Origin of the sequence: Skermanella aerolata KACC 11604, assembly GCF_000936425.1 — a bacterium.
Lineage (GTDB): Bacteria > Pseudomonadota > Alphaproteobacteria > Azospirillales > Azospirillaceae > Skermanella > Skermanella aerolata.
Map to the genome: position 1 here is coordinate 58,427 of NZ_AVFK01000002.1, position 11,632 is coordinate 70,058.

9 protein-coding genes are annotated in these 11,632 nt (G+C 62.9%); 5 read left to right on the plus strand and 4 right to left on the minus strand.

Features of this window, described 5'->3' with window-relative positions; translation table 11 throughout:
- Nucleotides 1–49: 49 nt before the first annotated feature.
- The gene (locus N826_RS03290; protein ID WP_044425979.1) at nt 50–2,374 is read right to left on the minus strand and encodes a xanthine dehydrogenase family protein molybdopterin-binding subunit; all 2,325 of its coding nucleotides are present in this window, start codon (nt 2,372–2,374) and stop codon (nt 50–52) included.
- A 219-nt stretch (nt 2,375–2,593) separates the two neighbouring features.
- On the opposite strand from N826_RS03290, the gene N826_RS03295 reads away from it, so the two are divergent.
- Nucleotides 2,594–3,349: an SOS response-associated peptidase gene (locus N826_RS03295; protein WP_044425981.1), complete on the plus strand. Its 756-nt coding sequence runs from the start codon at nt 2,594–2,596 to the stop codon at nt 3,347–3,349.
- Nucleotides 3,350–4,016: 667 nt separating this feature from the next.
- On the plus strand, nt 4,017–4,664 hold the full coding sequence (locus tag N826_RS03300; protein ID WP_044425982.1) for a MarC family protein: 648 nt from the start codon (nt 4,017–4,019) through the stop codon (nt 4,662–4,664).
- A gap of 20 nt (nt 4,665–4,684) precedes the next feature.
- On the opposite strand, the gene N826_RS03305 is transcribed toward N826_RS03300, so the two are convergent.
- Both N826_RS03305 and N826_RS03310 read right to left on the minus strand, forming a co-directional pair.
- Nucleotides 4,685–5,719, minus strand: coding sequence for an FUSC family protein (locus tag N826_RS03305; RefSeq protein WP_044425983.1), 1,035 nt, complete (start codon nt 5,717–5,719; stop codon nt 4,685–4,687).
- Nucleotides 5,709–6,872 carry an HlyD family secretion protein gene (locus N826_RS03310; RefSeq protein ID WP_084720452.1) on the minus strand — a complete coding sequence of 388 codons (1,164 nt, stop codon included), beginning with the start codon at nt 6,870–6,872 and terminating at the stop codon, nt 5,709–5,711. The genes N826_RS03305 and N826_RS03310 overlap by 11 nt, the downstream gene beginning before the upstream one ends.
- A 622-nt stretch (nt 6,873–7,494) precedes the next feature.
- Between N826_RS03310 and N826_RS03315 the strand changes: the two genes are divergently transcribed.
- The 3 genes from N826_RS03315 (at nt 7,495) to N826_RS45655 (ending at nt 10,551) form a co-directional block, all read left to right on the plus strand.
- Nucleotides 7,495–8,493: a sensor histidine kinase gene (locus N826_RS03315; RefSeq protein WP_044425984.1), complete on the plus strand. Its 999-nt coding sequence runs from the start codon at nt 7,495–7,497 to the stop codon at nt 8,491–8,493.
- A 240-nt stretch (nt 8,494–8,733) separates the two neighbouring features.
- Nucleotides 8,734–9,897 (plus strand): THUMP domain-containing class I SAM-dependent RNA methyltransferase, encoded by a 1,164-nt coding sequence (locus N826_RS03320; RefSeq protein WP_044425985.1) that lies wholly within the window; start codon nt 8,734–8,736, stop codon nt 9,895–9,897.
- 528 nt (nt 9,898–10,425) lie between these two features.
- Nucleotides 10,426–10,551: a hypothetical protein gene (locus tag N826_RS45655; protein WP_280178422.1), complete on the plus strand. Its 126-nt coding sequence runs from the start codon at nt 10,426–10,428 to the stop codon at nt 10,549–10,551.
- A gap of 43 nt (nt 10,552–10,594) precedes the next feature.
- Here N826_RS45655 and N826_RS03325 read toward each other — a convergent pair whose 3' ends face one another.
- Nucleotides 10,595–11,608: a hypothetical protein gene (locus N826_RS03325; RefSeq protein WP_044425986.1), complete on the minus strand. Its 1,014-nt coding sequence runs from the start codon at nt 11,606–11,608 to the stop codon at nt 10,595–10,597.
- Nucleotides 11,609–11,632: the final 24 nt, after the last annotated feature.

Below are 11,632 nucleotides of genomic sequence, written 5' to 3' on the forward strand. Positions count from 1 at the left end.
GAGAGGTGAGCATACGCCTCGCCATGAGCCTTGGGAAACCCCGGCGACGCTATTCAGCGGCCATTGCAGGCCGTTCCGCATTGATCAAACGCCAAATTTTCTCCGGTGTTGCAGGCATGTCCACATGCCGGACGCCGAAGACCGACAGCGCATCGACCACCGCGTTGATGACGGCGGGCGGTGCCCCGATGGCGCCGGCTTCACCCGCACCCTTCATGCCAAGGGCGTTGGTCGTGCTCGGCACCTCGTTCAGCTTGAACTGGACGAAGGGGAGGTCGGTGGCGCGCGGCAACCCGTAGTCCATGAAGGACCCGGTCAGGAGCTGCCCGGTGTCGGGATCGTAGACGCATTCCTCGTGGATCGCCTGTCCGATGCCCTGGCCGACGCCGCCATGGACCTGACCCGCGAGCATCATCGGGTTGAGCACCTTGCCGAAATCGTCGACCACGGTATAGCGGACGAACTCGATCCCGCCGGTATCCTCGTCGATTTCCAGTTCGCAGATGTGGCAGCCGTTGGGGAAGGTCGAGGCGGGAGGCGTCCACTGCCGTTCCTCGTCGAAGGCGAAGCCGCCGCCGGCCGGGGCATTGGCCTTGGCGACGTCCTGGATGGTCACCTTGCGGTCGGTGCCGGCGATGGTGAAGGTGCCGTCGTCGAACTCGATATCGACCGAGGCCGCTTCCAGCATCTCCGCCGCCTTGGCGCGGGCCTTCTCGATCACCCGCTCCGCCGTGTCGGACAGGGCGGCACCGCCGACCGGGATCGAGCGCGAACCGCCGGTGCCGGAGCCGAAGCTGATGCGGGCGCTGTCGCCCTGGACGATCTCGATGTCCTCGATCGGAACACCGAGCCGGGCGGAGACGATCTGGGTATAGGCCGTCTCGTGGCCCTGGCCGTTGGACTGGCTGCCGATCAGGACCGTCACCTTGCCGGCGCCGTCCATCTGGATGGTCGCCTGCTCCGGTCCGCCGCCCGAACAGGCTTCGATATAGGTGGACATGCCGATGCCGCGCAGCTTGCCCTTGGCGCGGGCCTCTTTCCGGCGCTGCTCGAAGCCGTCCCATTCCGACAGGGCGAGGGCGTCGTCCATGTTGCGGGCGAACTCGCCGGTGTCGTAGACGAGGCCAAGCGAAGTGCTGTACGGCATCGCTTCCGGCGGGATGAAGTTGCGCCGGCGCAACTCGCCGGGGTGCATCTTCAGCTCGCGCGCCGCCGCATCGACCAGGCGTTCCAGCAGATAGGCCGCTTCCGGCCGCCCGGCTCCCCGATAGGCGTCAACCGGGTTGGTGTTGGTGAACACGCCCTTGACCAGGATGTGGATCGCCGGAGTCGTGTAGACGCCCGCCAGCATCGCGGTCCCGGCATCGGTTGGGATGTAGGGGCCGAAGTTGGAGAGATAGGCCCCGAGGTTCGCGACGGTGGAGACCCGCATCGCCAGGAACTTGCCGTCCGCGTCCAGCGCCAGATCGGCGTGGGAAACGTTGTCGCGGCCGTGGTCGTCGCTGAGGAAGGCCTCGCTCCGGTCGGAGGTCCACTTGACCGGACGGTTCAGCTTGCGCGCGGCGAACACCGACAGGACGTATTCCGGATACATGAAGATCTTCATGCCGAAGCCGCCGCCGACATCGGTCGTCAGCACGTGGAACTTCTCTTCCGGCTCGTTGAAGATCTGGGTGGCGAGCTGGGTCCGCATGCCGTGGACGCCCTGGCTCGACACGTAGAGGACGTAGCGGTCCTGGTCGTCGATGGTGGCGAGGCAGGCCCGGCCTTCCATCGGCGTCGGGGCGACGCGGTTATTGATCAGGTCGATGCTGACCACCTTGGCGGCCTTGGCGAAGCCGGCCTCGGTCGCGGCCTCGTCACCCTTTTCCCAGAGGAAGCTGAGGTTGCCGGGCGCCTGTTCCCACACCTGCGGGGCGTTGGCGGCGAGCGAGCCGGCGGTGTCTATGATGGCGGGAAGCTGGCTGTAATCGACGAAGATCAGCTCGCTGGCGTCACGCGCCGCATCCAGCGTTTCCGCGACGACGAAGGCGACGGGATCGCCGACATGGCGGACGCGGCCCTTGGCGAGGGCCGGGCGCGGCGGCGTCACCAGCGGCGAACCGTCCTTCTGGACCAGCGGGACGTTGCAGGGAATGTTCTGGATGCCGGCCGCCTCCAGGTCCTCGACCGTGTAGATCGCCACGACGCCGGGGGCGTTGCGGGCTTCTTCCAGGTCGATGGAGACGATCTCGGCGTGGGCCTGCGGTGACCGCAGGACATAGGCGTATGTCTGACCCGGTAGGGAGATGTCGTCGGTGTAGCGCCCGCGTCCAGTCAACAGGCGGGCATCTTCGGTACGCGGAACCGCTTGGCCAATGCCGAACTTGGTCATGTGCTCTTCAACCCCCCAGATGGAACCCGATTCGGTGAACTCTTTGTTTGGCCTGCCATCGCGGCGCGTTGCCACGGAAGGCAGGCGGTATAGAGTTTAAGCGACATATGCCGGATGACAAACCCCGCAATCGCTCAAGGCTGTCATGTAACGTTGCGCATGGCTGGAACTGCCCTGAAGACGGTTATGTTGCCGGTAGGGCCACGAACTGGAAATAACATGTGCGGACGCTACACCCTTGCCACCCCCGTCGCGGAATTGAGCCGGATCTTCGGCTTTTCCGAACTGCCCAACCTGGCGCCCCGCTACAACATCGCCCCGACCCAGGAGATCGCCGCCGTCCGCCTGCTGCGTGACGAGGAACGGCGCGAGCTGGTGCTGATGCGCTGGGGGCTGGTGCCGTACTGGGCCGACGATCCGTCGATCGGCAGCCGGATGATCAACGCGCGGTCGGAGTCGGTCGCGGACAAGCCGGCCTTCCGCAGCGCCTTCGCCCGGCGGCGCTGCCTGGTGCTGGTCGACGGCTTTTATGAATGGCAGCAGCATGGCGTGCCGAAGGGCGGCAAGAAGCAGCCCTACCGCATCCGCCGGCGCGACGGCCAGCCCTTCGCCTTCGCCGGGCTGTGGGAAAGCTGGAAAGGCCCGAAGGGTGGCCCCGAACTGGACCAGCCGCTGGAAACCGCGACGATCGTGACGACGGACGCCAACGAAGTGCTGAAGCCGCTGCACCACCGGATGCCGGTGATCCTGGCCCCCGAGGACTACGACGCGTGGATGAACCCCGAGACGCCGAAGGACACCGCCGAAGCGCTGCTGCGCCCCTGTCCGGAGGACTGGCTTGAAGCCTACCCGGTCAGCACCCGTGTCAACAACGTGCGGAACGAGGACGCCTCCCTGGTCGAGCCGGTGGAAGTGGAGCCGGCGGCGCCGGCTGCTGCGGCGGAGGAAAAATCCCGGCAACCTCGGCTGCTGTAGGGGCGGGGAGGGGGTGGCGGAGGGCATGTGTACACACCCCCTCCAGGCCGCAAATGTCATCATTCAGACGCTTCGGGCGGCATGGAGCGGGCGGCGGCACGGAAGGAAAATAGGAAAAACGTCACTGTTCGTCATCGAGTGTCACTCTTTCCTGTTAGCCTTGTTCCTGTTAGCCTTGCTATGATGCACGCGGGTTCAGCGTGGCCGATTATCGGAAAGTAATCCTACCATACTGGGACCATTGAAGCACTTGTAATCATCGGGGAATTTCGACGGCGGTGTGCCAACGGAATTTAACATCGACCGGTCAGGAGCGTTAGATGTCGGGCTGAAGAGGCCCGACCTACGTCAGCGTGCTCGTATAAAATGGCCGGAGCGTCGGTCCGAAGGATTGCGCGCTCCTGTAGGTCGGGCCTCTTCAGCCCGACATGGCGGCAGGAGCGTCGGTCAAGGTCTTCGGCTGCTGGTATTACTCATAATTTCACTTTACTTACTCCCTTATCTATTCTCCGGATTTGGATCGTCGAGAAGTTCGGCATGAATCAAGAGGCTGTACTCTTCGGTTCGCCTTGCCTGCTTCCTTTCTTATTTGCTTTAATGTAAATTTTAGGCAGGCGGAGCCGGTCAAATCCGACCAGGGACCGTGAGACCTGACGATGGAGACATCATGGATTTATCGGTCATTAATTTGGAAACCGTCGCCACGCTCCTTTTGCTGCTCCTGATCGGCATGGGGCCGAAGATCGCGCTGGTGCCGTTCCTGGAGAAGACGAAGAAGTTTCCGCCGGAGCAGCAGATCGCCATTGGCCGCCGCATGGTGATTACCGCCGTGGTCGCCGCCCTGGCGGTATTCGTCACCGGCGGGCTGTTGCTGAGTCTGCTGCACATCACGACCGGCGCTGTCGCGGTAGCCGGCGGCATCATCCTGGCGCTGATCGCCGTGAAGATGGCGCTGGGCAGCGAGGAGGTGGTGGAACACCTGGACGCGCCGGCCGATCCGGACAAGCTTGCGGTCTATCCGCTGGCGGTCCCGTACCTGTTCAATCCGGTCGGCATCACGGTTCTGATCATCGCGTCCGAAAGCGTCCATACCGTCGGGTCGGCGGTGCTCGTGCTGGTCCTGGTGCTCGCGGTCGGCGCGTTCGACTACCTGATCTTCAGCAACATCGACAAGATCGCCAAGCGGATCAATCCGACGTCGCTGATCGTATCGGAGATCGTCTTCGGCGTCCTCCTGACGGCGGTGGCGGTGCAACTCTTCGTCTTCGGGCTCCGGCTCCTGGGGATCATCGAACCGGGGGCGGCGGCGCACTGATCGGCCGGCTTCGTTCCGACTCATGTGGATACCGGGTGCCTGACCTCGGCGCTGCCCAAATCCGGGCGAGCCGGCCAGAGCACCGCGGCCATGAGGATCGTGTAGACGACAGCGGCGAGGACATAGGCGATCCGGGTTGAGAATGCTTCGGCACTGCTTCCGGGCAGCGGCGAGACGCCGAGTCCGAACAGGATCAGGAAGGTGATCAACGCGCCGGCATACAGTTTCCCGGTCGTGACATTGGCGGCGGCGAGTCCTCCGAAGATAAGGCCGACGGTCAGGACGATCAGGAACAGCCAGAAAAGCTCCGGCCACAGTCGGAGGATCGTGAAGCTTATCGAGGCGACGATCCCTCCCAGCAGATTGACGATCACCAGACCGGCCGCCGCGCGCGGACTGGTCACAAGGTCGATCTGGCCCAGCAGGGATACGACGGTCAGCGGCAGGACCACGGCCGTCGAGAGATCGTCGTCGGCGACGCAGAACGCGAAGATGACGAGCAGGATGACCGTATTGGCAAAGGCGATGCGCGTCGCTTGGCGGTGGATATGCTGTGGCGGGAGCGGGCGGGAGTCGGCGCTTTCCTGGTCGGGAAACGCCACATGCGCGAGCCATGCGAACAGGACGCCGTTGGCGGCGGCCTTGCCCAGAATGACGACGACGGATGCACCGAGATCCCGATCGAGGACGCCGAGCAGCGGTGCTGCCACCCCGATGATGAGGATCAACCCCGGCGCCGGACCACCCCGGCGGTTGAGTTGCGCCAGGAAGCAGGCGAAGTAGATCAGGCCGAGCATCAGCAGGTAGGGGGTTGGGCGATTTCCCAGGATGCTGGTGAGAAGCATGAAGCCGTAGCCCGCCAGCACGATCACCGCAACGAAGCCGATACCCTGCGGGACCCCCATGGGCCGCCGGCTCGCCATCAGGAATTGGGTGGCGAAAACAGCTCCGAGGAACGGAATGACTTCGCCCTGGGCAACGGCGGTGGTGAAGCTGGCCGCGACCGCGAAGGCGATCCGCAACCCCTGGCGCCGCCCTCCTGTGTCAGTTGACATAGGTCAGCATCGAAACGATCCTGATCCAGAAAGCGCCGAGCGCATTCATAACAGGGTTGCTCTCGCCCGTGTAGATCACGACATTCGCCTGCGAACCGTAGCGGACGCCGGCCGGATATCCGCCTTCGAAGATCAGGCGGACGGGGAAGCGTTGCGCTTCCCGGACCCAGCCGCTTTGATTACGAATGGTCGGAAGTCCGGTTGTCGGATCGACGCTTTCTCCCGATACGCCCCATCCGACGCTTTCGACATGTGCCGGAAACACTTGGCCGGGCAGGGAGTCCAGGACGACCTGCGCCTGATCTCCGGGGCTGACGAACTGGAGGCTGTTCTCCTTGAACGCCGCCGCGATCCAGACCGTGCCGGAGTCGATGAATGTCATGACGGCTTCGCCGGCGGCGACGGCCTCGCCGACGGCAACCTGGAGGTTGGTGACGACACCGGCGCTGGGAGCCGAAACCGTCGTGCGCGCGAGGTTGAGCCGGGCGCGCTCGAGGGCGGCCAAGGCTTCCTGGAGGTCGGGATTGTTCTCGCCGGCGGGACCGAGTTCCTGCTTCGCCTTGGCGAGATCGGCTTCCGCCCGGACCACCGTGGCGTCGGCAGCTTGCAGCGAGGCTATCGCCTCGTCTTCCCTGGCGCGGGCATAGACGCCCCGCTTGACCAGTTCGACGGCCCGCTGCGCCTGATCGCGGACGTTGTTGCGGTTCGCCGTGACCTCGACAAGCCGCGCCTGGGCCGAATCGACCGCCGCCGTCGAGGCGCCGATGGTCTGGCCGATCCGTGCCAGACGCGCCTCGGCCTCCCGGACCGCGATGATGTAGGGATCAGGTTCGATACGGAACAGCACGTCGCCCGCCGCGACGACCGCATTGTCCACCACCCCAACCTCGATCACCCGCCCGGAAACTTCGGGGGCCATGCGGACGATATAAGCCTGGACGACCGACTGGGAGGTGGAGGGCGTCCGCCGTTCCATGAAGACCGACACTCCGAAGAGCAGAAGCGCCGACCCGATCACGATCATCGCCGTGCGGCGCAGGGGATTGGCCTGAGCCGCCGGCTCCTTCGGCACGGGCGGTTCAGGCGCCGCTTCGGGCGAAGAGGAATCCGCCGGCGTCACCGGCAACTGCTGGACGGTGGAGACCTTCGTCATGCTCGTTTCTCCCCATGGGCCAGCTTACGCCTTCGAGGTTGCATGGTGCCGCGCCGGCTTAAAGCTTATGATTTTCAGGTACGATGGTTCGACATGGACGGGTGTGTTGCCGGTCGGTGGGTATTGAGTCGAAGGCATTATAAAGTAGGTGCGTGGCATTGAGGCAGGGCGCATTGGGAGATGTGTTGCTCGTCCCGTACTTTGATCGAAGTTGCTGGGCTTCACGCCGGCCGGACTGTTGCAGAGGCAGCGAGGGGGTGGGCGAGGGCATGTGTACACACCCGGAACCGGCGGTGTCGGTGTCGCATGGAGGGATACGGGTGAGCTTGTACTTGGCTGGGCGCTGACGTGAGGGAATAACGAAGCCGGTCTGTCGTGGCTATGGGAGTGAAGGATAGGAAAGGTTGGCAAGCCTGTTGAATTTTATAGTCGAGCAGTTCGGTTTGAACCACATCTTTGTTAAGAGAAGCCACGTTACGGGAAGCATCCTATCGGCTATACTACCAGCCAGAGACGAGAAAACTGCTGAACATATCGAGCCATCAATGTGTAGACCTATTGAAATGTAAGTTGGAGGATGGCCAATGCGCTCGCGAAACCATCCAGCACTGGAAGTATGGCGATGTCAGGGAAAACAGTGAGCCCCCCGGTGTGGGACGCCCATCGACTGCGGATCGCCACCGACGCGGCCGGCATCGCGCTGTGGTCGTGGAATGTCGATACCGACGAGATCGCTCTGGACGAGCGCGCCTATGGCTTGTGGGGGGTGGACGTAGGAGCCATAACGTTCGAGGACCTTTCCGCCCGCATCCATCCGGAGGACCTGGACAGGGTGAGGGCCGCTTTCGCGTCGACGCGGGAGATCTTCGGCGCTTATGAAATCGACTTCCGCATCCTGCACGGCGCTGAGGTCCGGTGGATATCGGCTCGTGGCAGGGGCGACGACCAGGGCATTGTTGGCCGGATGATGTTCGGGGTCTTCCTTGACGTGACCGGGCGCAAACTGGCCGAGGAAGGCCGCGAGATGATGGCGAACGAAATGGCGCACCGGGTCAAGAACCTGTTCGCCATCGCCTCCGCACTTACCGGAATTTCGGCGCGATCGACGGCGACGACGACGGAGATGCACCGTGATCTGACCCAGCGGCTTACCGCGCTGAGCCGAGCGCACGACCTTGTCCGCCCGGTTCTCAGCCAGCCGAAGGAGGCTGCCGTCCTCGCCAACCTGCTCGCCGTTCTTCTGGGACCCTACGACGATGAGGGAGCGATCGGCGCTCGTGTCAGGGTTTGCGTGCCGGAGTTGCTTGTCGGAGAGGCGTCGGCCACGACATTGGCCCTTGTCGTCCATGAACTGGCGACGAACTCGATCAAGTACGGATCGCTTTCGACGGAAAGCGGCACGGTCGCCGTGTCATGCACCGTGCAGGATAGCGAGGTCGTGATTACCTGGACCGAGACCGGGGGGCCGCCGGTCGAAGCCTTGAACAAGCCGTCGGGCTTCGGGAGCCAGTTGGTCACGAGAAGCGTTTCCAGCCAACTCGGCGGTACCATCGCTTTCGATTGGCCGCCCGAAGGGGTTGTCGTCACGCTGCGGATGAACAAGGCCCGGCTGGGGGCTTGAATGAAGGGAAGGGCGGTTGGTTGTATAGATAAGAATTTGGATTTTGGCGCGAGATAAGCAGTATAAGTGATTCATTCCGACCCCTTTTCCTTCGCGTCCGCGTCCACTATGGCGAACAGCACCCGTTCCAGCCGGTAGGACACCGTGTCGGATACGCTATCCGCCAGCGGCATCCCGGCCACGTAGAGCCGCCGCCAGAAAGGTGTCGATGATTACGCGCCCACGCGCTATGTAGCCGGCATGGATACAGTCGGCGATATCGAGATCTTCCTTGTGACCTTTCCGGGGGCTGAAGCCTTGCTGTGTGCGGAGGCGCGCGAGAAGGGCTTCATCGACCCCACGCCGATCAAGGGCGGCGTGACCGTCAGGGGCGGCTGGCCCGAGGTCTGGCGGGCGAACCTGGAACTGCGAGGTGCCAGCCGCGTGCTGGCGCGCGTGGCAGCCTTCCGCGCTTTACATCTGGCCCAGCTCGACAAGCGCGCCCGCCGGGTCGCGTGGAGCGAATTCCTGCGTCCGGACGTGCCTGTCCGCGTCGAGGCGGCGTGCAAGGGCTCCCGCATCTATCACGCGGGGGCGGCGACGCAGCGGATCGAAAAGGCGATCCGGGAAGAACTGGGCGCACCGATTTCCGCCGAGGCCGAAGTGGTCATCAAGGCGCGGATCGATGACGACCTGTGTACCATCAGCATCGATACTTCCGGCGAATCACTGCACAAGCGCAACCACAAGGAAGCAGTCCACAAGGCGCCGATGCGGGAAACCCTGGCGTCGCTGTTCCTGCGCCAATGCGGCTATGACGGGACCGAACCCGTGGTCGATCCGATGTGCGGATCGGGCACCTTCGTCATCGAGGCGGCGGAGATCGCGGCCGGCCTGAAGCCGGGCCGGTCGCGGCGCTTCGCCTTCGAGCAACTGGCGGGTTTCGACGAGGCGACCTGGAGCCGGATGCGCGGGGCAGGGGACGGAGCCGGGGGCGGGGATGAGGCCGGGGGTGAAGTCGGGGGAGATGGCGATATCAAGCCGGCTGTCCGGTTCCATGGCAGCGACCGCGACGCGGGGGCCATCGCCATGAGCCGGACCAACGCGGCGCTTGCGGGCGTCGCCGGGATGACGGAGTTCCGGCAGCACGCGGTCACCGACCTCGTAGCGCCGAGCGGCCCGCCGGGGTTGGTCATCGTCAACCCGCCTTACGGCAACCGGATCGGGGACAAGAAGCAGCTTTACTCCCTATACGCGGCGCTGGGGCAGACGCTGACGAGCTGCTTCGTCGGCTGGAGGGTTGGGCTGGTGACGAGCGAGGCGACGCTTGCCAGGGCGACGGGGCTGCCGTTCGGAGAGCCGGCGGTGTCGGTGTCGCATGGGGGGATGCGGGTTAGTTTGTACTTGGCTGGGGCGTTGACTTGAGGGGTAACCAGTGTCGGCGTCGCGGCTGAGGGACGGCTATCGAAGGACGATCGCGTAGGGCGGGCATGAAGTCGGGCGGCGGATTTACTCACGCCATCCTCAATCCTCCGTACAAGAAGATCGGCAACAACTCCCGGTTCCGATGGCATCGACGCAGAATTTCAAGGCCGTCGAAGACGCGCTGAACGCGCACCCTCGTTTTACTGATGTTGGGCGCGTTTGCCCAATCAAAGGAGATACCAATGACCAGCCGCACTTATATCATCGGGTTTGAGCCGGGCGCCGGGTGTAAAGATCGGCAACCGTGACCATAATTTACAATGAGCGGATCAAACTGGCTGCCAACGCGCTCGACAGGGCTTCGACGGCATGTCTGGCTATCGGTGTCCTAGGTCCGGCCGTCAGTTTCCTGTATGGTGTTGGTCCGGCAAACGGAGCCGGGTTAGCACTTGGAGTTGGCAGCCTTACTTGGTTTGGTGTCGCGATCGGCCATCATTTGAGGGCGCGGAAAACTTCAGGAGGTCTGAAATGAACGAAACATGGTTTCTGGCCTACGTAGTGATGCCGCTCGCCGTCCTCGCATTCGGCTATACGATATCCCGGCTAGCGACCAAGGGCGATCCAACCGACAAGCGCCATGGGCCTGCGGAGTGAATGATCAGAGTAACCTTCCTTGCGGGTTGGTGAGGGGCCAGTATCATTGCTGTGGCGGAAAAAGCCCTTGTCTGCCGGAGCCATTTTTCCCAGAAAAAGTTTCGATCCTGGCCCTGCCGCTTATGGCGGCTGGGGGATCGTTGTTCTCGACGACAAAGAATTGACCAAGGTCTGACAAGGAAGCCAAGTGTTCGTAGAACTTGAGGTCGAGCCCAGTCTGCGCGACGACGGCTTCATCGGCGTCCAGTTCACCATACCGCTTGTACAATATAGGCTTGCGATAAGTAACGAGAGGCGAATCCAGGACGACGAAACCCGGATGCGGAAGCTTATTCTCGCGGCAGTAGATCAGGACAGCAACGACGAACGCTGAATGGAATATGGCTTTTACACCTTTGCCATTATGGCCACGTGGAGTGCCGTTGACGGCAAAATCATACAACGGCTGCTCCCACGTGACCGCCTCCAGGCCAGGATATTGCCAAGCTTCGAGGACCCGCTGTACAGTCTGGGCAAACCTGTGCCCCGTGGGTCCATCAATGCCAATGCTAAGGCCTTCTGCACGCTGTCGCCCCACCTTGATAGCCTCGATCGCCTGACGGCGTGCCAAAAAGTCGAGACGGCGTGCTGAAATGTCGATTATTCGGTCGGCGTCCTCAAGCCTCTGCAGAACCTTTCGGTACGAAGCCCTGGTACTGGCCTCCATAGGCCGCAACCAGTCAATTTCGCGGTTATGTGTCGCTGCCACAGCAGCAAAGTTCTCGCTGCGCGCCTGCATACCTACAAGTTCAACTCGCAAATTTCTGAGGGTCAACTCCAATTCAGTGAGATCGCGCTTGATCTTGACAATTTCTGCTTGGGCTGCAACCTGCTGCTGCTCTACCGCTCCAAGCGGGTGCGGCTTATGCTGATGGCCGGGTAAAGCTCCGCATGTCGGACATGGTTTGTCCTCGAACCTGCGCATCAAAAAGCCGCCCTCTTCAATGGCCTCAAGGCGCGTGATATCGGTCAAGTAAGTCTGACGAAGATCGATAAAACGTTGTTCCATGGCAAGCAATTGGGTAACTTGCGCGTCGGTGTT

What these genes read in the sequence shown, in the direction of transcription:
- N826_RS03290 (WP_044425979.1), bottom strand. Translation starts at nt 2,374, where the DNA reads ATGACCAAGTTCGGCATTGGCCAAGCGGTTCCGCGTACCGAAGATGCC.
- N826_RS03295 (WP_044425981.1), top strand. Translation starts at nt 2,594, where the DNA reads ATGTGCGGACGCTACACCCTTGCCACCCCCGTCGCGGAATTGAGCCGG.
- N826_RS03300 (WP_044425982.1), top strand. Translation starts at nt 4,017, where the DNA reads ATGGATTTATCGGTCATTAATTTGGAAACCGTCGCCACGCTCCTTTTG.
- N826_RS03305 (WP_044425983.1), bottom strand. Translation starts at nt 5,719, where the DNA reads ATGTCAACTGACACAGGAGGGCGGCGCCAGGGGTTGCGGATCGCCTTC.
- N826_RS03310 (WP_084720452.1), bottom strand. Translation starts at nt 6,872, where the DNA reads ATGACGAAGGTCTCCACCGTCCAGCAGTTGCCGGTGACGCCGGCGGAT.
- N826_RS03315 (WP_044425984.1), top strand. Translation starts at nt 7,495, where the DNA reads ATGTCAGGGAAAACAGTGAGCCCCCCGGTGTGGGACGCCCATCGACTG.
- N826_RS03320 (WP_044425985.1), top strand. Translation starts at nt 8,734, where the DNA reads ATGGATACAGTCGGCGATATCGAGATCTTCCTTGTGACCTTTCCGGGG.
- N826_RS45655 (WP_280178422.1), top strand. Translation starts at nt 10,426, where the DNA reads ATGAACGAAACATGGTTTCTGGCCTACGTAGTGATGCCGCTCGCCGTC.